Source organism: Fodinisporobacter ferrooxydans (genome assembly GCF_022818495.1).
Lineage (GTDB): Bacteria > Bacillota > Bacilli > Tumebacillales > MYW30-H2 > Fodinisporobacter > Fodinisporobacter ferrooxydans.
The window spans coordinates 4,062,708-4,082,757 of record NZ_CP089291.1 but is presented as its reverse complement, the minus strand read 5'-3'; the positions used below and the strand labels follow the sequence as shown (position 1 = coordinate 4,082,757).

Below are 20,050 nucleotides of genomic sequence, written 5' to 3'. Positions count from 1 at the left end.
ATGACAAAGTTTATTTTCTTTTCCGGAAAGGGAGGGGTTGGGAAAACCTCTCTTTCCTCAGCAACTGCAGTGCTGCTGGCGAGCCGTGGATTTGAGACTTTGCTGGTTACGACCGATCCGGCATCGAACCTGGGCGACGTATTTGGGCAAGACTTTGGATTGGATGTACGGGCGGTCGATGGCGTTGAACATTTACACGTGCAAGAAATCAGCCCGCAAGAATCGTTGCGTCAATACAAGGAGCGGGCACTTTCGCCATTGCGGGATGTTTTTCCGGAAGATATGTTGCGTTCCATCGAGGAAAAAATGAGTGGCCCTTGTACCGAGGAAATCGCTACATTTGATCAATTTATCGCTTGTATGCATAAACCGCAGTATGAGTATGTGATTTTTGATACGGCGCCGACGGGCCATACGCTTCGTTTACTGGAACTGCCGGGAAGTTGGAGTGCGCATATTGAGGAAAGTGCGAAAGGCAGCGGTCAGACATGCATCGGCGGAGTTGATGCATTGGCATCCTCGAAAGAACAGTATGATACTGCCATCCTTCTGCTAACAGATCGGACGCTTACAACATTTGTATTCGTGACACAAGCATCTGCCATGCCAATTCAAGAAATGATCCGCTCTTCTTCAGAATTGCAAAATATGAACATCAAGCATCAAGTTGCGATTATCAATGGCGTCATTCCGGAAGAAGAGCGCAATCATCCGTATTCTGCCCGCAGATGGCAAAAGCAACTGCCGCATATCGAACAAGCAAAGCAAATGTTTCATGGTCCGGTTGGACTTATGCCTTTGTATGCGGATGAAGTGAAAGGGATTGAGATGCTTCGTACCGTTGGGAGGGATTTACAAGATGTCTTTGTCATTTGAAAAATTTCCTCAAGATTTAATCCTTCCTGAAGCTGGCCGGACGAAACGAATTTTTTTGGCTGGAAAAGGCGGCGTAGGCAAAACCACCATGTCCAGTGCCATCGCCGTATACGCTACAGAGCAAGGACGGCGTACATTGCTGATAACTACTGATCCGGCAGCCCATACAGGAAATGTGTTGGGTGTGGAAGTAACAGCGAAACCTATACGTTTTCAACAAAGCAATTTATGGTTGGCGCGGATTGATCCAAAACAGGCATTTTGGCAGTATAAAGAGCGAGTATTGAAACAGGTGCAAGAGCAGTTTGGCACTGGCGATACATGGGAACGTGTCAATGAAGAACTCAATTCTCCCTGTACGGAGGAAGTAGCGGTATTTCAGGAATTCCTTGATTTTCTGCTCGATGATTCGTATGAGGTGGTTGTGTTCGATACGGCTCCGACCGGTCATACGATCCGTTTGCTGACATTGTCGTTCGATTACGAAACGGAACTGAAAAACAAAGACTCGTTTACTGCGGAAACGGCAGCGCTTGATCAGGCGCAAATGGCTCGCATGCAACAGGCGATTCGCACGCTCCAAGATCCGGTAAAAACCAGCATGATGTTTGTCACATTAGCGGAAACTACGCCGATTACCGAGATGGAGCGGGCGATGGGGGATTTGGCAGCAGCGGAGATTCCGACACAGGCGGTCATCGTCAATCAGGTATTGCCGGAAGAAGCTCAAACCAGCCCATTATTCGGAAAACGACGGAACATTCAATTGCAACATTATCATGCGTTGAAACAGAATCATCCGCAGCAAGCGATAGCCGTTGCTGAATATCAAGAGGATGAAATCATCGGTGCAAAAGCATTGCTGGAGTGTTCGCATTTGTTGATCCGGAAATGATCTTATAAAAAAAGTGAGCAAAAGCGTCTGATTTAATTTTTAGACGACACTTCTTAATTTTTAAGGAACGAGGTGTGCATATTGAATATTACCGATGCGGCAAAAGAGTATTTGCAAGGTGTTATAAAGGCGAATGAAGGAAAAGTGATCCGCATCTATGCATCAGGCATCAGTTGAGGGAAGCCTAAACTGGGAGTGGCTCTGGCAGAGCCCAATAAAACGGATGTTGTGAATATAATCAATGGAGTCCGGATAGCAATTGCTGAAAATGTTGTAAGTTTTACAGAATCTTTAGTGCTTGATTACCAGAAAACAAGAACTGGGGCTGGATTGGTTTGGTTAGGAAATACGGGTTGTTGCTAATATGTCAAGAAAAATTATATGAAACGTTTAATTTTAGGTTTTAGGCGAAATGAATGGAGGACTATGTAGAATTATGTCTACATAGTCCTTATTTTTTGGCGGTTGAAAGTCCTGCGATCACGAAGCCGATTGGAATGAAATGACTTCTTCCCATACGATCGGCCAAGCGGCCAATGACTGGTCCGAAAAGAAAACCGGGAATTCCATAACCGAGTAGTGCAAGTCCGACGCCCACATCACCTAAACCATACCGCTTAGCAAAATAGTACCCGAGCCATGTAAAGACCCCCGAATGAAATATGCCGTTAAACAAAACGTACGTATAAGTTCGAGCACCACGTTTGGATTTCAGTAACATAAGCAGCCCCATTCCTACCTGACGAAGGGTGGATGGAACGTTGACCGTCACACGTTGATCCAACATTGTTTGGAACGGTATCAATGTGATGAAAACCAGGATCGACAATACAGCGACACCGAGAAAGAGCCCTTGCCATGTAAGGAAAGGTTCAAGAACGGCTCCCAGTGTTGAACCAAACGCCATCCCGCCAGCCATTGCTCCGAACAGCCACCCGAGCGCACGCCCACGTTCTTTGTAGTCAAAGTGGTCGCCGACAAGAGCCAACGCAATCGGCACTACACCACTGGCAACAAGTCCCGTAATCAGACGCAGCCAGAATAAAGCAGCTGCAGAATCGGCGAGTGCCGTGAACCCGGTAAATAAAATGAATCCGGCAAACGATGCGAGAATAATAGTACGTCGCCCCAAACGATCGGAAAGTGGACCGTAAACGAGTGTTGTCGCTCCATATGGGAGTAAGTAAGCTGGAACGATCAACCCGATGGTTCCAACCGAAACATTGAAAAAACTCGCAAGATGTGGGATGAGTGGAGCGACCATGAAAGCCTGAAAGAAGATCAGGAAGGTCGCTGCCGAGAGAACCCAAAGAAGGCGGATTCTTGGATCACTTTGCGAACGAACATTAGGCACCACATATTCCTCCTTATCATTCAGGCCGATAATCGGGTATCACATCCTGAACGTGGTATCCGGCTTTTTCAATTGCTGATTTCATATCATCAATGGTTGCTTTTTGTGGGTCAAAGATAACCCAGGCATGATCCTTTGGCGGAATCTCGACCTGAAAGCGATAGACGCCGGATATTTTCTTTAGCGCACCCTCGACCGAGGGCTTACACGCATGCATTCAATGCATGCCGATTCCTTTGAGAAGAACACTTTCCATCCCTTCCGGAACTGTCATTTCGTGCATTGCTTTCTGGCTTTCTTTTTTGAACAATCGATCAAAAAATCCCATAAGAATCCCCTCACTTTGCGTATTTATAAATGACATCCATCAGATCATCGTACACTTCATCCGATCCGTTTTTTATAGCATTCGTGGCACATGTTTGCAGGTACTTGCGCATGACCTCTTTTCCGACACTTCGCAGTGCTTCGTGGATACTGGAAATCTGCGTGAGTATAGCGACGCAGTTCGATGTATCTTCTTCAATCATCCGTTTGACGCCCCGTACTTGCCCTTCGATCACGGACAGTCTGCGAGCGCATTTTTCGATCCGTTCCTTGCGCTCGAAATCATCCATCATTGGCAGTTCTTGCATGTTCACAACTCCTATCGTTTTTTAGTGTGTCAAGAAAGATTGGCAGGGTTTTGTGGTTCTCCCAGAGCGAATCGGCTGAACAACGTGTGGCCAAGTACCACAACCAGCGAGAAAGCCATCGCCAACATGGCCCATAAAGGGTGAACGAAACCTGACAATGAGGCTACAACGCCAATTCCGTTCACTGACAATGCGAGTAATACATTACGAACCGTCATGGCGTAGCTGGTTCGTGCCAAGATATGTGCTTCCAACACAGCTTTGAGTCGCTGTCCCGGAAGTACAACGTCGGCAGCATCGATGGCAATATCTGTCCCAGTGCCAATGGCAATTCCCACATCGGCCTGCATCAGAGAGGGGGCGTCGTTGATCCCGTCGCCGATGAAAGCGACTCGGCGGCCTTCTCTTTGCAGTTGTCGAACGAACGAGAGCTTATCTTCCGGAAGCAACTGTGCATGAACATCCGTAATACCGAGTTCCTCTGCAACTGCACTGGCTGCTTGCTGGTGATCGCCAGTTGCTAGGATAGCTGAAATTTTTAATTTCTTCAACGAAGCAAGAACTGATTTTGCATCCGGTTTTATGCGATCCGAAACGGAGATCGCACCGGCAACCTTCCCGTTATATGCTACAAATACGATCGTGCGACCATGCCACTGCTGTTCTGCTATCCACTCCCGAGCCTCTTTCAAATCATTCAGCCCGCGCTCTGTCATCAGCCGCTCCGTGCCAATCAGCACTTCCTGATCTTCTATTCGGGCTTCGATGCCTCGACCCGGAAGAGCATGGAAGTGATTCATTGACTGAATGGGTAATCCCTGTTCCTTTGCCGCTGAAACAATCGCCTTTGCAACGGGATGTTCGGATGCCCAATCGGCAGAAGCCGCCAAGCTAAGTACAGTATCCTCATCGCCATTTAATGTCCATACGGATGCCAGTTGTGGTTTCCCTTCCGTTAACGTACCAGTCTTATCGAATACGATCGTGTCCACGAGCCGGAAGACTTGGAAGGCTTCCCCGGAGCGCATCAGGATTCCTCGTTCCGCCGCCTCACCACTTGCCCGAATGATCGCCAAGGGTGTTGCCATGCCAAGCGCACATGGATAACCCATGACAAGCACGCTGAGGACTGTAAAACCCGCTCGCACCCAGAGTGGGTGACCTTCGAATACCCAACTGGCGACAACCCATAAAAGCCCACCGATAAGTGCCAGTATCAATACGGTCGGAACATAGATATTCAAGATTCTGTCCACGAGCCGGAGGATTCCCGGTTTCATCACACGCGCTTCTGTAACTTGGTTTGCCACTCGCTGGAGAAATGAATCTTCGCCAATCCGGGTAACCTCGATGATGAGGCTTCCGTTTCCATTCAAGGATCCTCCAATCACTTCGTCGCCAGGCTGAGTATCTACTGGCAAGGGCTCGCCTGTGACAAGCTGTTGATCCACCGATGACACACCTTGGACGATTTTCCCGTCGACAGGAATGCGTTCACCAGGTCGAACCCGAACGTGGTCAGCAAGCGCCAGGCTGTCCACCGGAACCATTTCTTCACAACCGGTTGGATCCAGTCGAGTTGCTGTTGCCGGTTGGAGCGACAAGAGTTTTTGAACGGATTGTGATGCACGCACATGAACCAGAACCGATGCAAAACCACCCACACCGTGGAAGGCGAGCACAAACGTCGTAGCCCCAAAGAAAGCTGACGACGGGAAGGCCGGCCAAATCAATCCGAGAGCACCACCGACGAGTCCGGCCGCTGCTGCCGCTGCCGCCAAAACGTCTTGGTTTACGATCCCACGGCGGACCGATTGAAAAGCATTACGGAAGACAAAAGATGCGGGCCCCAATGTAGAGATGATGGCGAAAGCCGCCTGCCCAACATCAAATATCATGGAATGTCCTAGCCAAAAGCGCAGAACCATCCATATCGTGGCAAGGGCAACCAGAATACCAACGTGAATGGCGGTACGCCGGGCATTGTTTAGTTCCTGCTTTTCCACCGCGAAAACATCCGCACGATTCGGCTCTCTCGATGTGTACCCGAGCTGATATAACGTTTGTGTCATCGTATCGATTCGTACTCGACCTGGATCGTAGTCAATGAGAACTTCCTGGTGTGCGAGACTGACTTGCGCATCCGAAACGCCGTCCAATCGGACAAGTGCACGCTGAACGGATTGAGTGCATAGTGAGCAGTGCATGCCTCCCACCTTGAGATGGAGTTTACTCATAAAGAATCACCGCCTTTCGGTTGATAAAAAGTGAATTATTCCAACACCCATACCCCCTGCATGTATGATTTATTCTACATAATTATACACATATACCCCCTATTAGTGTCAATGAAATTGAGAAATTGAATAAACAAAAAATAACAGTATTGACACCGCTTTCACATGAAATAGTTCAAATGAGTCTTTCTTCGACTTTATGACTATGATATTCTTCAAAAATAATTTACGAAGAGGGCGATTGTGGATCATGAGACAGACAATTTCTATTAGGATTGGATACCTGGGGCAAATGGAAGATTACATCGTTTCCGCTGTCATTCAAGCGGTGAAGAGACCTGTATGAAATCTCTTGCTATAGGCTTTGGTATTGCAATTGTTGGTTTGTTGATAGCAGCAGCAACTCGAAATTGGAAATATGATATCGACATCTCCTTAGTGTTCGGTGTTGTATTATGGGGGTTAGCCGGAATCTTTTCAGGAGTGTTTCTTAGTGGTGACCGTATGCGGGCAAACTATTTTATGGAGGACTCTGAAGGGCGGCAAAGGCGGTTTAGATGGGCTACCAATTGCTTTCTTGTTGGACTTCCCAGCATACTTTCCGCGTTAATTGTATTTTTTTCCATTCGTTGACGAGTCAGTATCGATTCTGAATCAAGGCGATGGTATATTGCGTTAGATGAATACAAAACATTTTGCTTTTCCCCCTTCTCATGGTGAGGAGGGGGGCTGGGGCAGCAATTCTATGATTTATCGTTCTTGGTCAAACCATAAAATATGGCTGCATTGATCGCATGATAACGTCAGCACTTGTTTATTTAACCAATCAAAATCGAAAAATGTTGCGGCTGCGGTGTTTAATTGTGCCTTTCCTTCCCAAAATTTATCGTGTTTGCAAATTGGGCATGAGATTGAAATTCCTTTTATTGTATATTCATGTGCTTCATTTTTCTTAGACAAAGTAAAAACTCCTTTCACATCTTTTCCTCTTGTCTTGAGAAAATCCGGATATGTTTTTAACGATGTATTTTCTCCATGTTCGAACTGCATCTGACAAGTAATATCCCCAAGAATACGACTGAAGCCAAAGCAGTTGGCTTTTTTTATTAACATCACCTTCTTTGCTTAAAGAATTTTCTATAGAATAGACGTTCGCGATGATCAGGATGTTACACATGAATGGAAACAAATGAAGATATGTATGCATATGAAATCACATGAAAGGCAACCGGCGGAAAACCGCAAACAGTCATCGTGACGACAACGGCGAGTACGGGTGCAAAAAAGCAGTATGATTGTACGGTTGTTTTCGCGGCAAAGGGCGGCAGTTACCGCATCCAATCGATGGAACTCAAGCCGATTTTCAATTGAATCAACGATTCTCCTGGATGGGAATGTCTATTGATTAGGATGAAAGGGAATTGTATGCCGACAAATGGTCAGGCTCGAACGAAGATCATTTGGCAAAAAAGTGAGTTACTTGGCAAATTATAATTAATTGGGGTCTTTGTCGAGTCAAGGCGCCATGGATTCGCATATGATGAAGCAGATTTGCTGCCATCGTGATCATATCGGATTGCGATTGGACAAAACGGCATGAATTTTGGATATGGGCGCATGGGGATCATTGACAATATCATCAAATAAACCGCTTTTTACTTCTTTTATTGAGGTGACTCCAATGGAATCCAATCAAACCCATTCTTTAAAAAAAAAGGATTTGCTTCATGATACGATTTTGCTTGTGACAGCACTGGCTTTGTTTGTATTTTTCTTTTTTATGCCGACTTAAAGGGAGAGAATGGCAATGGCAGATTTCACAAAACAAGAAGAAAAAAAGTGGGCAGAATGGTTTGTTCGACTTCGGGAAATCTCAGGCATGGCTTCCGTACTTGGTGTTGCATTGCTGACAGGATTTGCAATAACCAATCTTTCATCAGTCCATGAGAAAACGATAGAAGATTTGGAGATGGGTAATCCGAACAGAAATGGGATTTAATACATGAAGCCAATTCGCCTGCGTCTGGACAGAGACTTGGAGATTATCGCAAGCTTTCTTTTGATTCTTGGTTACGTAAATATCGGCTCCATCCGAATCGGAAACGGAAGACTTACATTCGGATTGCGCGGACCTGTCTTTTGGCGGCTTACTTCCGGATTGCCGCCATATCTCCACAGCCCTGGCACAGGCTTGTCTGCCGATGCGTATATGTCGCTGGAAGCGTTTATCGCTTACTTATTGTTGACGGGTGAGGCGCAAATCTACGCGTTTAATATGGTTGCGTCCGCCATCGTTTTCAGCGTCACATCCAAGTGGTTTCAATTTAGTACATGTAAACAAATCTTCGATTTAACCCGACAAACAAACATTTTAAACACAAAAATCATCCGCGCCATTTTTAATCTCGTGGTTGGACTTGCACTTTTTTCGCGAAATATTTCGTTTGTTTTGACCGGCGTACGGTATTCCGCAGGCAAAATTGCATTTGATACAACAGGTACAGAAATTCAAAGAGAACCGCGCACACTCCCAAGTAAATTCACTTTGCCACGAATGAACCGCTTTTTGCATCATTTGGACCAATTGGTCGGAGCATTATTAATCATCCAAATCATTCAAGTTGAAGATGTTTTGATGGGACGCGGCGGAGAAGTTGCATTTGGAATATCCGGTGACATATTAAAATTGCGGGCATTTCCCACGTTATTCGAACGCACCAAAAAATCTTGACTATGTATTGGAATTCTGTTTCAGCCGGTTTTTAGGATGCCGGAAATAAGAGACCGCCAACACCATGAAAGGAAAAAGCATCAGGATAGAGCTATAAAAATAAAATGTTTCAAGCACTTGTTCAAAACGTGCGTGATTCCAAAATGGCAATAAGCTAAAACCGAAAATCAAACATACAACAGGTATAATCCATGCTTGATATGGAACCTTTTGTAGGAATGATGACAATGCTTTGCATGTGCCATATAAAAATATGGCAATCCGAATCATACAACCGGCGGTTACCGTAAAAAGACCGTAAATATCCAGACGATCCAAAAAACTGAATTGAAGCAAACGAACCTCTTTCTGCACAGGCCAATCCATTGTTTTTGCCAAATCTTCCCCAAATACCGCAATATCAGAAGCCATCATCATCGTATATAACAAACCATTGAGTATTACAATGAATATGACACCATTTCGAATCGATTTCCAAGTCGACGTTTTATTTTGAATGAACAACACCAATAGGAGTTCTGACCATGTTGACATAAGAATCAATACACCGCGCCCAACTTCGTGCCAATTCGTAGTAAGCAAGGGCAACAATCTCGAATAGTCCTTTTCCGGTATCAAGTTGATACCGACAAATGTTCCCGTTACTAAAATTGTGATAAAAAATACAACGGCTGTACGGCCAATTGCTTCAATTCCACAGTACAGCGACAAGATAATCAACAGGGAAAAACTGCCCCCGATTGCCCAATAAGGAGTCTCCGGCATAAATATTGTAGCAATGAATTGCTCCAGACCACAGAATGTCAATCCTGCAGAAAACATGAAATAAAACATATAAATCACGTTTACAATGGATCCCATCGATCGTCCGAGAGCATGTTTTGTACTTTCGAAAAGCAAAATGTTTGGAAACCTGTGCTTACATTTTGCGATTATCCATGCGAATAACAGCCCTGGAAATATGCTCGCCAATGCCGCGATCCATGCATCTCGACCGGACAAACGAATCAAGATTCCGACAAGAAAAAAATGCCCAAGCATCGGCAAGCTGACAGATTCAATGGAAATCCATTGTCCTCGTGATAGCAACTGTTTTGACACGGATATTTAGTCCCCCTTATTCCATTTTAATGTATTAAATTGTAATCCGTTGTGTTTTATATGCACATGTACGTTTACGCGGATCTTGGAATTCGCAAACATAATTGGCCAAGAATTTTTAACAGTATTCCATTCGTGTGGATATTTCCGTTGCACCAGATCTCCAAACCCAAACACATCGGCTTTGTTTTTTTGTATACTGACCATCGCACGCTGGATTTCATCCTGAATGATTTGACTTGATTTTTGTTCCAAAGTACGATATAGATCTTTATTTGCTTCAGCGGGAATTTCGATGGAACCGATATTCGCTGTGACATGAACCTGTATATACATCGTCAGTTCATTTTTTTTCAATTCCGGAATGTTTTGCGTTTTTGCATCCATTACCTCTAACGCGATATACTCATGTTTTTTTATATCCATCGGAACATCAAGGATTGAACTGGTGATTTGATTCTTGACAAATAGCATTCCTCTTGTTTGTTTCGGCCCTAATGTAGCAATCATTTTCCCATGGTTAATCAGAGCTGTTCCAAGAACATAATTCACAGGCACCTTTTGAACCGTTTTTGACTCCACAAGCGGGAGCTCAGCCGTTTGATTTTTATGTGCCAGCATACGCGCCAGTTCGATCATTGGAACCGCCGGATATTTGCCGATGCTTTTGCTTGCTTTCATTTTTTCGTCCATTTCTGTTGCTTGGTTGGAATGCACAATCGGGTACGACTTTAAAATACGTTCCGCATTTTGTTGGTTGCTGATCAAGACCCAGGTACGGAGCCTCGGTTCGTGATCGCGCAAGAAAAAATCCAGAATGGGAAGAAGCGTTTTTTTAGCCAGTTCATCTCCAATTACGATGTATTTTATATGTTGAAAATTCAACTTGAAACCTGTATACGAGATCAGATTGCGTATTGCATCAAATATGGTATTGCCGTCCGCTTGCACAATTTGACCTACCACTTTTGATGGTTGGCCCGATTGTCCTTGGCTTTCTTTTTTGGCGGCACTAGGATTATAGATTCTTGCGGTAAGACGATATTGTCCTTGCGGTCCGATGTCAACTCCGACTACAGAGACGAGTCGTGTTTCATTCAAATCAATATTATTCCAACATCCTGTTAGCAATATGGACAAAAAAATGATCATGGCCCAAGCCGAACATTTGAAAATGGTATGAAAATACGCAACGCTATCTCGTCTCACGTAGTTTCGTTATCCTCCTTATCCTGTTTCTCTAAGGAATCAGGCTGCATGCGCACCTGATCTACCATTTCCAAAGATTGCGGACGTTGTCTCAACCAATTCAAAGGAAGGCGTATAAATGCATCTCCCCACTCCCGCCATAGGAGAGGAGCGAGTGGAGACAAATAAGGTATGCCAAAGGAGCGAATGCCGGACAAATAGATAAGCATGCCATACCAAAGCAAAAACTCCCCGTACAATCCCAAGAAACCGACTACAAGTATTGAGAGAATCCGAAACAAAGTCATTACGTCAAATAGCATGGGAACAACAAACGAAGTGATTCCTGCGCCTGCAATGACGATAACCGTGGGTGCGCCGATAATGCCGGCTGACACAGCCGCTTGTCCAATCACGAGAGCTCCGACGATGCTGACAGCTTGACCGATTGGCCGGGGCATGCGCACACCGGCCTCGCGCAGCCACTCAAATACGATGACCATTAGAAATACTTCAATTGTTAATGGAAATGGCACACCTTCGCGAGCCTCACTAAAACTGTTGATTAATGATGTCGGTATCAATTCTTTCTCAAAGCTTTCAAAAGCAATATATAAAGAGGGTGAAAACGTGGACATAAAGAATGCCAAGTAACGCAAGATGCGGGCAAAACTTGCATAGTAAGGCTTTATGTAATAATCCTCGGAGTTCTGAAAAAATTCGACAAATAGTGCAGGGCATAGCATTACATTCGGTGTTCCGTCCACTAAGATTGCGACGCGTCCTTCAAGAAGTTTTGCGGCAGTTGTATCCGGCCGTTCTGTCGTGATGCAAGTCGGAAACACGGAATAGCGATGATCTTCAATCAATTGTTCGATATACCCTACTTCAAATACCCCATCAATCTCAATTTGTTTGAGTCTCCTGCGTAATTCCGATACAATTTCATCCTTTACGAGTCCTCGTATATAGGAGATACATACACTCGTTCTGGTTTGTTTGCCAATAATCAACCGCTCAATTTGTAAATTGTGGCTGCGAATTTTTCTTCGCAAGAGCGATAAATTAATATCCAAGTCCTCTATAAATCCCTCTCTTGGCCCCTTTACCACTGTTTCCGTAGATGGTTCGCTTACTGCTCTCGTGTTATATTTCGATGATTCAATACATATATATCTTGCCTCGCCATCAATGAAAATCAAAGCATACCCACGAGTTAACTGATGGATGAGTGCGTGAATATCCGATTCAACACATACACTTGTCGCACTCAATACATCAAGGACACATTGATCGAGAATGGATGGCTCGAGTACTTGCCTGATTTTTAGCAGTTGTTCCAGTACGTTCGTATGTAAAAAATCCAAGTCAACCATTCCGTTCAAAAAAAGCAAGGCACATTTTTTCCGGAGAGTTTCCGGTAAAAGAACAACGGTTCGCACAACCAAATCATCTCTGTTGCCAAGGGCAGTTTTAATTTGTTGCAAATTTTCTTCCAAAGATGTATGGATGTGTATCGTATTCAGATTCACGGTTTCCTCGGATGAATATGTCGAGGATGAGTTCATGTTTGACGAAATCTGTTTGTATTGCCTTTTTCTTACCAGTCTTTTCAAAAATTGAATCGTAACAAACACCTCTTCATTCCATTTTCCAAATTATTGTATCCGGATGATTCCCTTTCGATTCTTAAAATGTCTTGTCTGAACAAAAGAATATTCAAAGGGGAACTGAATTTTCTGGAACCTGACGATATTGCGGCCGGAAAACGGGAAAATCGAGAGTACATTTCAAACCATCGCAAACAAATTCACGATTGCCGATCTAAACGGCGATAAGTTGCTTGAAATTGCGGCGTGGATCAAAGAAACCGGGCCGTTGTTCAAGTATCAAATCTATCATTGGGACACATCCGCGCAACAATTTAAGATCGACTCGAATGACCGTTATCCCCGGTTTTTCAAACAATCGGTTATACCGTATTATGAATCACTGTTGCAAAATGGACAGCCGCCTTACCGAATGGTGGCATATGGCTTGTCATATGCATATGTGTATGCCGGCGAATATAAACAGGCTCTTCCCATGATCGAAAAAGGGCTTGCAATGAAGAATCAATATCCGCCGGATAAGGAACTCCTGCAATTGAAAAGCATGGCGCAGCAGGCGTTGCAAAAATGATGTTGTGGAATGAATCTATTTGACAAAGATCTCTAGAGAGTTTGTTCATGGTCATTTGGGAGCGGCTGTGTTTAACGGTTGATTCCAATATATGCGAGTGCTAACATTTGAATTGTAATCGATTTTGCCACACACTATTACATCTTTTACATGTGTCTGGTCAAATACGTGTCAATAGAGGAGGATACATATGGAACCGCGTCTGAACTACGCAACAACTGAGCCTGATAGTTTGAAAGCTATGATGCAGCTTGAGCAATATGTAAAGAACTCGGGACTGGAACCGAAACTCCTGGAACTCATCAAGATCCGCGCATCCCAAATCAATGGCTGTGCATACTGCCTGGACATGCACACCAAAGATGCTCGTGCCATCGGTGAAACGGAGCAGCGGATTTACGCCCTGAACGCATGGCGGGAAGCCCCTTTTTATACGGAAGAAGAACGTGCGGCGCTTGAATTGACCGAGGCAGTCACATTGGTGGCTACGAACCGTGTTCCAGATGAATTGTATCAGCGTGTACGGAAACATTTTAATGACAAACAATACGTCCAATTGATCATGGCAATCAACACGATCAATAGCTGGAACCGCTTGTCGATCGCCACAAATGCCATTCCCGGAGAGTATCAACCGGCGAAGAAATAGTATAAAGAAATATGGATACGATTGTTATTCAAGCAGATGAAAAAACGTTTCGTTGGCTCATGTTTATGGTTGCTTTCCTGACATTGATCGTACAACTGATTCGGCTACACTCGTAGTTTAAAATAAGAATGTCCCGATGAGGTGACGACTCTTCGGGACACATACCCGCCAAGGGGCATCAGCAACAATCTCTTGTTCGCCTTCATTATTGCATGCTGCAGTTGGCAACTCAATATACATTAAGTAAAAAACGTATTGACGATACCGTTCATCTTTGATACATTATTTACCAAGATTAAACGTGTGAAACGGAAAAAACGATGATGAAGAGTAGCACGCATTCATAGATGTTGTTTCAGAGAGTCGGCGGGTGGTGCAAGCCGATACACATCGAATGCCGAATGGACTTTTGAGTTGCTTTGCTGAACCTGTGCAGCATGGCAGTAGGCAAAGCCGGGATTGTCTCTCCGTTACCAAGAGACGGGTATCGACGTGGTGTATACTATGATCCGTACCCTTAAAGTGAGCCAAATGACTGACAGGCTAATTAGGGTGGCACCACGGTCCCACGTCCCTATTGCGGATGTGGGGCCTTTCTTTATTTTTTGCAGGACCGAATGAATGAACACATGAACACATGAACACATGAACACATGAACACGTCATTTTCCCAGGCGATGGAGGATGATCTGGCCATCGGCATCGAGTCGAGCAAGCAGAAAAGGAAAGGTGAGTTGAGATGAGCAAAGCTGAGTTTGGCAAAGGTGAGCAGATGTTTCAGTCACAGGTCAACCGTCGGGTTACAACGGGGATGATGTTAGTAATTTTGGGAACCGTCTGTTTTGCGGCAAAAGCGATTTTTATCAAGCTGGCCTACGAAAAAGGCGCATCTCCCGAAGCGACTTTATTCGCAAGACAACTGATTGCCACCCCATTGTTTTGGATCCTTTTCCTGATCAATCGGCCCAAAATCCCCGCCATACGGCAGAGGGGAGACAGCGTGAAAGCATGCTTCGCCGGCCTGTTGAGTTTTTTTCTGTCTCCGTTGCTTGATTTTATAGGGCTGCACCATGTGTCTGCCATTGTTGAACGAATGCTGCTCATTAGCTATCCGGTGTTTGTGATGATTCTGTCGGCCTTTATGCAGAAACGGATGATTTCCATCCAAAACCTGATCGCAATTGTCGTCATTTACGCAGGGATTTATTTGTCGATTGGCGGGTGGAATACAGGCCTGCTCAAAGCGAATTTGACAGGAGCGATATTTATCCTCTTGTCATCCGTGGTCTATGCCGGCTATCTGGTGCTTTCCAGCCAACTGGTACACAAAATTGGCGGGATCCGGATGAATGCATACGGGATGGCCAGCGCCAGTTTGGCGATGGTTGTCTACCTGGTGATAAAATCAGTGTCAGGGAATTCGATGAATCTTTTTCGATATAGCCTTTCCGTGTATGAACTATATTTTGTCATTGCGGTAGTTTCGACGGTCGTTTCCTTTGTGTTGATCCTGGAAGGGATCAAGCGGATTGGTGCGGAACGTGCATCCATCCTTTCGATGTTGGGCCCTGTGATCACAATTTTACTCGGAACATTGTTTTTGGGAGAGCGGCTGGAATTGGTTCAATGGGCAGGTTGTTTTCTTGTATTCTTGACTGTCGCTGTTCTTGAACTTCAAAAGTTTCGTGGGAGGATGTACAAAAAAAGCAATGACTAAAAATAGTGTTGCTTGAAATTAAGAGAAACGATTCATTTATAGTGGGAGTTGTCCTCACAACCGGAAGTCATGTGCACAGGAGGCAGCGCAATTGTAGGCCCGCTTGGTGATTATATCGTTGAACCTGTTTACGGGCGAGAGGAGATTCTTATCGGGAATTTGGATCTTGATTTGATTGTGCAGAGTCGTTTCGACTTTGATCCTGTTGGCAGTTACGCCCGTCCGGATATATTTCAGCTTGCCGTAAACGAGAACAAACAGAGTTCTGTGAAATGGGTATTTGATTAAAGAGCTAAATATAGCATGGTAGAGTGAAATAGAATGCTAATCTGACGATCAGGGTATTGCCACTGACTTTTCACGAGATCCGAAAAGCAGATGTACATACATGGATCAGCGGAATTGTTTTCGGTGTTCTTCTTTTCGCGATCTTCTCTATTGACATTGCATGGGTATTACATCAACATCGGCGATTTTTTGATTCTGGGAGCGGCTCTTTGTCGGGCGATTCAAATGTCGGTGGCAAAAAAGCTGACGGACGGGAAAACAATGAACTCAGGTGCTTTGACAACCATTCAATTGGCTGTGGTTGCCATTGGTTCCGGCATACTCACAGGATTTCACCATTCGCCATTTACGGGGCCATGGAAGAAAGGATTTTCAGTAGTTGACGGGGGACAAAATCAGCCTTGAGTAGATATCCGCCAGCATCGGATGAAGGAAGTTTTTGAATTTCAAGGCTTGCGCAATCAGGCCGACCAAGATGGCGTACAATAATTTTGTACTGACTTTGGTACGAAATGGCGTAGGAAAAATGCACCTCACAAATAGGTAATTTTGGTTGTGTCGATACTTCCATTTTACCCTATTTTGCATAGGTGCATCTTTATTTTTATATCCATATGAGGTACATTTTAGACGAGCTCTATAAGCAACTCTCTTGTAGTGGGCTGTATACTCTGTCCAATTTGGGATCTTAATTATAAAATCAACTATTTTTAGTAATATACTTCACCTTTTTAATCCTTGTGGAAAAACGCTTTATTGTAAATTTATAATTTGGAGGATTCGGTTATTACAAAATCTTCTTTGTATGATCGTTGCATTGATTGAGTTTGACGAGAGTATATCCACCAAGCTGATAGAGCACTAACAATACCGGTTAATATGACATACAAAGTCATATAGATGTATGATCCACCATCGAGTTTAATTAATGCCGTAGCAATGATAGGTGTAATTCCACTCGCAAATATTCCAGAAAATTGATAAACAAAAGACATTCCGGTGTAGCGAACTCGTGTATCAAACAATTCAGCGAACAATGCGGCTTCAGGACCGTAAACAGCAGCATAGAAAATTCCGAATGGGATAATGATAGATAGCCAGATTAATAGAACATTACTTCCACTGGAGGACATTAACCAGAAGGCTGGAAGTGATGAGCAACCCGTTATAATGCTAGCATATCCGTATACACGGGCTCTCCCGATACGATCCGATAGATATCCAAATAGAGGAATGAAAAAGCACATGACAAACGAAGCGGCCGAGACACCCAATAATGCTGTAGTTCGGGAAATGTGGATATTATTTGTAAGATAAGTAATTGAGAATACGCCCATAACATTAAAGAAGACACCGTCAATATATCGAGCTCCCATTCCAGCGAGTATATTTCCAGTATGTCCACGCCACATTTCTTTGAACGGTACACGAGACTCTCTATTGTATTTTTTGATTTCTGCAAATTCTGGTGACTCAGAGACTTTTATTCGAATCCATAAGCCTATGAAAATCATTATGGTACTAATGGCAAAGGCAACTCTCCACCCCCAAGACATAAACTGACTGTTTGTTAACAAAGACGATAATGCTCCAACAATTCCAGAAGATAATAGCAATCCAATTGAAAGTCCAATTTGTGGTAAACTAGCATATAAACCACGGCTAGAAGGTTTCGCATGCTCAAAAGTCATTAGCACCGCACCACCCCATTCGCCGCCTAGGCCGATACCTTGAATAACACGTAGCAGCAACAATATTATCGGCGCCCAGACACCGATTTGTTGGTACGTCGGTATTACAGAGATTAGTGCTGTAGCAATCCCCATAAGAGATAAAGTAATAATGAGCATACTTTTTCTTCCTATGCGGTCTCCGAAATGACCAAAAATGATTCCGCCTAATGGACGAGTAATAAAACCAACTGCAAATGTTGCATACGCCAGAAGTATCGAGATCAGGGGATCATTGACCGGAAAATATAGTTTGTTCAATACAATACCAGCTATAACACCGTAAAGAAAGAAGTCATACCATTCTATCGTCGAACCCACTAGACTAGAACCTACGACTTGTCTTAACATCCTTCTATCATTAACAATCATATTAACCCTCCCACTATAAAGTAATGTTTTCTCCTGTTTTCTCGCTCATTCTTAGTTTTACAACTTTGACACCTAGAGAGTGTTGGTGAAAGATTGCATAGAACCCATATTTTTCTGTAAAGGCCGGTGGCAGGAATAAGCTTGAAATCATTGTTTTCCAAACTGTGGATAAAATGGTATGATCGCACAGTGGATCTCCACGTTCTCCCTCGGGGTTTACCCTCCCATGTCACGCTGGGTCTATGCCCTTACATTCCTTCGTTCTACCTCTCAAGGGGTGGAGGCCGATTCTTGCTCCTCGACTGGGTCGTTGCCCTTATGGATAAAATCCTTCGGCTTCTCCGGTGCTTCCGTTGTCAAAGTTGTGCACATCTGAATAATCGAGTTTTCAGTTTGTTGATAATGTTGAATTTGTGAAATATCCAGTTGTGGATATTTCATTTATTAAAAACCAGATACTAAGCTGTTGATACGTGTTCTATTTTTTATTTTATGCTGCACTTTGTTGTAGCTGGGCTTGTCGGACTGGCCCCAGTACATCGTTTGCGTTATACTCTTTCTGCTTTGTCCCCAATGTATAAAGTACGCGAACCAGTTTTCCACATAAGGCGATGATCGACTGCTTCTTTTTTAACGGATTCTGACTACGTGTCGTGTAATACTTGTGCAGCTCTTTAAATTCTTCGTTTTTGGCCACCATCGGTAGCATGGCGCGAAACAAGATGCCTCTTAATCGAGAACGACCCCGCTTGCTGATCCCCGTTTTCCCCTTCCGTTTTCCAGAACTATTCTCAGTCAAATTCAGTCCAGCCAAGCGGATGATTTGCTGTCCGTGATCATAGTTGTTGAGATCGCCAACCTCCGCTAGGAAACCGGCGACGGTCAGAACACCAACCCCTGGGATGCTCAGCATCTGCCGAGTTCCGGGGATCTTCTCAAGAATCTGCAAGACTTGCGCCATAATGGTTTCTTCCTGCTTGCCATACAGATCGTACTGCTGCAGCAAGATAGTCAGCTCGATTCGAGCCGCTGCCAGTCCCTCGGTAAGCCCGATGGAAGCCGTTGCGGTCGCATAGAGCTGCTCCGCTCTCTTAATGCCCACCCCACGCTTGATTTCCGTCTTCCAATGTGAGAGAACGCCTCTGGCGCCTACGGAGACAATCTCCTCTGGAGTTGGAAACTGACGCATGGTCATGAGGGACGCTTTCCCTTCCCAGTCCTTAAATACCTGTGGATACTCTGGAAAGTAGCGGTCAAACCAGTTTGTGATCCGTGTTTTCACTTGAATCAAGCTCACCATGACCTTCTCGCGAAGATTCATCAGAATGCGTAATTCTGCGTATTCCTTGGTCGGTAAGTTAGGTTCTGAGTACTTTCCATTCCGAATGAGGTCGGCAATGACTTTTGCATCCTTGTAGTCGCTTTTGGTCTGTGAGTTGTCCTCGAGCTCCTTGCTCTTGTTCACATGATGCGGATTGACAACAACAACCTGAATGCCTTGCTCCTTCAAAAACGCCGCTAACGGGAACCAGTAGTGTCCAGTCGGTTCAATGCCGAATATAATGTCTGTTTTCTCATGAATTCGGCCAAGCTCCTTCATCCACGCTGCCAGCTTCGTCAGCCCTTCCTGGTCGTTGTGAAACACACAGTCCTTCCCAAGCTCAATTCCACGGAAATCCACAGCTCGAGCTACGTGTATCTTCTTTGCGATGTCAGCTCCAACCACCAATGTGTTCTCGGTAATTCTTGTAATCCGTTGATTCTGTTTCTGCTTCGTCTTATACTTCATGTGAGCGCCTCTTTTCGTATGTAGGTATTGTTCTGCGTCGAACGTTTCCTAGTATACAAGAGGTGCTTTTTTCGTTCAAAGCTTAAATTACTTCATTACAGGAATTGCTCCTCGTAATGATTCCCAACATCGTTACGGCGTTTAAATGAATTTTTTTAATATTTACCACTGTTTATTCTATGGTGCAATTAAAACTCAAGGCGATTTAAGCATGTAGTAATACAAAATGAATCCGCTTACAAACAAGGGCGTATCCTCTCCTTTCCAGAAATGCAATGTCACTAAATAACAATGCAAAAACTGTGCC

Annotated in this window: 18 protein-coding genes, 1 pseudogene and 1 other annotated feature; of the genes and pseudogenes, 10 read left to right on the top strand and 9 right to left on the bottom strand. The window is 44.4% G+C overall.

The features are described 5' to 3' along the window. Entirely contained in the window at positions 1–876 is an 876-nt protein-coding gene (locus tag LSG31_RS19600) for an ArsA family ATPase (RefSeq protein WP_347436721.1), read from the top strand. Beyond that, positions 860–1,771 carry an ArsA family ATPase gene (locus tag LSG31_RS19595; RefSeq protein ID WP_347436720.1) on the top strand — a complete coding sequence of 304 codons (912 nt, stop codon included), beginning with the start codon at positions 860–862 and terminating at the stop codon, positions 1,769–1,771. Before LSG31_RS19600 ends, LSG31_RS19595 begins: the two co-directional genes overlap by 17 nt. 451 nt (positions 1,772–2,222) lie before the next feature. Here LSG31_RS19595 and LSG31_RS19590 read toward each other — a convergent pair whose 3' ends face one another. From LSG31_RS19590 to LSG31_RS19580, 3 genes are all read right to left on the bottom strand, one after another. After that, entirely contained in the window at positions 2,223–3,125 is a 903-nt protein-coding gene (locus tag LSG31_RS19590) for an MFS transporter (protein ID WP_347436719.1), read from the bottom strand. A gap of 338 nt (positions 3,126–3,463) precedes the next feature. Beyond that, on the bottom strand, positions 3,464–3,760 hold the full coding sequence (locus tag LSG31_RS19585) for a metal-sensitive transcriptional regulator (RefSeq protein ID WP_347436718.1): 297 nt from the start codon (positions 3,758–3,760) through the stop codon (positions 3,464–3,466). A 29-nt stretch (positions 3,761–3,789) separates the two neighbouring features. Beyond that, positions 3,790–5,997, bottom strand: a complete 2,208-nt coding sequence (locus LSG31_RS19580) for a heavy metal translocating P-type ATPase (protein WP_347436717.1) — start codon at positions 5,995–5,997, stop codon at positions 3,790–3,792. 342 nt (positions 5,998–6,339) lie between these two features. Here LSG31_RS19580 and LSG31_RS19575 point away from each other — a divergent pair, with 342 nt between their 5' ends. Next, the gene (locus tag LSG31_RS19575; protein WP_347436716.1) at positions 6,340–6,630 is read left to right on the top strand and encodes a DUF5316 domain-containing protein; all 291 of its coding nucleotides are present in this window, start codon (positions 6,340–6,342) and stop codon (positions 6,628–6,630) included. Between the two features lie 117 nt (positions 6,631–6,747). Here the strand turns inward: LSG31_RS19575 and LSG31_RS19570 are convergent, their stop codons facing one another. Next, positions 6,748–7,110, bottom strand: a complete 363-nt coding sequence (locus tag LSG31_RS19570; RefSeq protein WP_347436715.1) for a hypothetical protein — start codon at positions 7,108–7,110, stop codon at positions 6,748–6,750. A 694-nt stretch (positions 7,111–7,804) separates the two neighbouring features. On the opposite strand from LSG31_RS19570, the gene LSG31_RS19565 reads away from it, so the two are divergent. Both LSG31_RS19565 and LSG31_RS19560 read left to right on the top strand, forming a co-directional pair. Beyond that, positions 7,805–7,996 carry a hypothetical protein gene (locus LSG31_RS19565; RefSeq protein WP_347436714.1) on the top strand — a complete coding sequence of 64 codons (192 nt, stop codon included), beginning with the start codon at positions 7,805–7,807 and terminating at the stop codon, positions 7,994–7,996. A 3-nt stretch (positions 7,997–7,999) separates the two neighbouring features. Beyond that, positions 8,000–8,728 (top strand): hypothetical protein, encoded by a 729-nt coding sequence (locus LSG31_RS19560; RefSeq protein ID WP_347436713.1) that lies wholly within the window; start codon positions 8,000–8,002, stop codon positions 8,726–8,728. On the opposite strand, the gene LSG31_RS19555 is transcribed toward LSG31_RS19560, so the two are convergent. From LSG31_RS19555 to LSG31_RS19545, 3 genes are read right to left on the bottom strand one after another with little or no spacing between them, the layout of a single operon-like run. Further along, a complete protein-coding gene (locus LSG31_RS19555) occupies positions 8,729–9,829 on the bottom strand; it encodes a GerAB/ArcD/ProY family transporter (RefSeq protein WP_347436712.1) in 1,101 nt (366 codons plus the stop codon). A 6-nt stretch (positions 9,830–9,835) separates the two neighbouring features. Beyond that, positions 9,836–11,038, bottom strand: a complete 1,203-nt coding sequence (locus LSG31_RS19550; RefSeq protein WP_347436711.1) for a Ger(x)C family spore germination protein — start codon at positions 11,036–11,038, stop codon at positions 9,836–9,838. Further along, positions 11,035–12,549: a spore germination protein gene (locus LSG31_RS19545; protein WP_347436710.1), complete on the bottom strand. Its 1,515-nt coding sequence runs from the start codon at positions 12,547–12,549 to the stop codon at positions 11,035–11,037. The genes LSG31_RS19550 and LSG31_RS19545 overlap by 4 nt, the downstream gene beginning before the upstream one ends. Before the next feature lie 223 nt (positions 12,550–12,772). Here LSG31_RS19545 and LSG31_RS19540 point away from each other — a divergent pair, with 223 nt between their 5' ends. From LSG31_RS19540 to LSG31_RS19520, 5 genes and pseudogenes are all read left to right on the top strand, one after another. Beyond that, positions 12,773–13,198 (top strand): hypothetical protein, encoded by a 426-nt coding sequence (locus LSG31_RS19540; protein WP_347436709.1) that lies wholly within the window; start codon positions 12,773–12,775, stop codon positions 13,196–13,198. Positions 13,199–13,388: 190 nt separating this feature from the next. Continuing rightward, a complete protein-coding gene (locus LSG31_RS19535; protein ID WP_347436708.1) occupies positions 13,389–13,847 on the top strand; it encodes a carboxymuconolactone decarboxylase family protein in 459 nt (152 codons plus the stop codon). Positions 13,848–14,158: 311 nt separating this feature from the next. Beyond that, positions 14,159–14,426, top strand: a binding site (T-box leader). A 160-nt stretch (positions 14,427–14,586) separates the two neighbouring features. After that, positions 14,587–15,564, top strand: coding sequence for a DMT family transporter (locus LSG31_RS19530; RefSeq protein ID WP_347436707.1), 978 nt, complete (start codon positions 14,587–14,589; stop codon positions 15,562–15,564). A gap of 45 nt (positions 15,565–15,609) precedes the next feature. Further along, a pseudogene (locus LSG31_RS19525) lies at positions 15,610–15,852 on the top strand (nitrilase); the annotation flags it as partial. Positions 15,853–15,942: 90 nt separating this feature from the next. Beyond that, positions 15,943–16,257 carry a hypothetical protein gene (locus LSG31_RS19520; RefSeq protein WP_347436706.1) on the top strand — a complete coding sequence of 105 codons (315 nt, stop codon included), beginning with the start codon at positions 15,943–15,945 and terminating at the stop codon, positions 16,255–16,257. A 359-nt stretch (positions 16,258–16,616) separates the two neighbouring features. On the opposite strand, the gene LSG31_RS19515 is transcribed toward LSG31_RS19520, so the two are convergent. Together LSG31_RS19515 and LSG31_RS19510 are read right to left on the bottom strand one after the other, a co-directional pair. Continuing rightward, positions 16,617–17,954, bottom strand: coding sequence for an MFS transporter (locus LSG31_RS19515; RefSeq protein WP_347436705.1), 1,338 nt, complete (start codon positions 17,952–17,954; stop codon positions 16,617–16,619). A gap of 490 nt (positions 17,955–18,444) precedes the next feature. Next, entirely contained in the window at positions 18,445–19,743 is a 1,299-nt protein-coding gene (locus LSG31_RS19510; RefSeq protein WP_347436551.1) for an IS110 family RNA-guided transposase, read from the bottom strand. Positions 19,744–20,050: the final 307 nt, after the last annotated feature.

Excerpts from the sequence above, each read along its gene's own strand:
- LSG31_RS19575 (WP_347436716.1), top strand. The coding sequence starts at position 6,340 with ATGAAATCTCTTGCTATAGGCTTTGGTATTGCAATTGTTGGTTTGTTG.
- LSG31_RS19560 (WP_347436713.1), top strand. The coding sequence starts at position 8,000 with ATGAAGCCAATTCGCCTGCGTCTGGACAGAGACTTGGAGATTATCGCA.
- LSG31_RS19600 (WP_347436721.1), top strand. The coding sequence starts at position 1 with ATGACAAAGTTTATTTTCTTTTCCGGAAAGGGAGGGGTTGGGAAAACC.
- LSG31_RS19520 (WP_347436706.1), top strand. The coding sequence starts at position 15,943 with ATGTACATACATGGATCAGCGGAATTGTTTTCGGTGTTCTTCTTTTCG.
- LSG31_RS19595 (WP_347436720.1), top strand. The coding sequence starts at position 860 with ATGTCTTTGTCATTTGAAAAATTTCCTCAAGATTTAATCCTTCCTGAA.
- LSG31_RS19510 (WP_347436551.1), bottom strand. The coding sequence starts at position 19,743 with ATGAAGTATAAGACGAAGCAGAAACAGAATCAACGGATTACAAGAATT.
- LSG31_RS19535 (WP_347436708.1), top strand. The coding sequence starts at position 13,389 with ATGGAACCGCGTCTGAACTACGCAACAACTGAGCCTGATAGTTTGAAA.
- LSG31_RS19515 (WP_347436705.1), bottom strand. The coding sequence starts at position 17,954 with ATGATTGTTAATGATAGAAGGATGTTAAGACAAGTCGTAGGTTCTAGT.
- LSG31_RS19565 (WP_347436714.1), top strand. The coding sequence starts at position 7,805 with ATGGCAGATTTCACAAAACAAGAAGAAAAAAAGTGGGCAGAATGGTTT.
- LSG31_RS19530 (WP_347436707.1), top strand. The coding sequence starts at position 14,587 with ATGAGCAAAGCTGAGTTTGGCAAAGGTGAGCAGATGTTTCAGTCACAG.
- LSG31_RS19585 (WP_347436718.1), bottom strand. The coding sequence starts at position 3,760 with ATGCAAGAACTGCCAATGATGGATGATTTCGAGCGCAAGGAACGGATC.
- LSG31_RS19580 (WP_347436717.1), bottom strand. The coding sequence starts at position 5,997 with ATGAGTAAACTCCATCTCAAGGTGGGAGGCATGCACTGCTCACTATGC.
- LSG31_RS19570 (WP_347436715.1), bottom strand. The coding sequence starts at position 7,110 with ATGTTAATAAAAAAAGCCAACTGCTTTGGCTTCAGTCGTATTCTTGGG.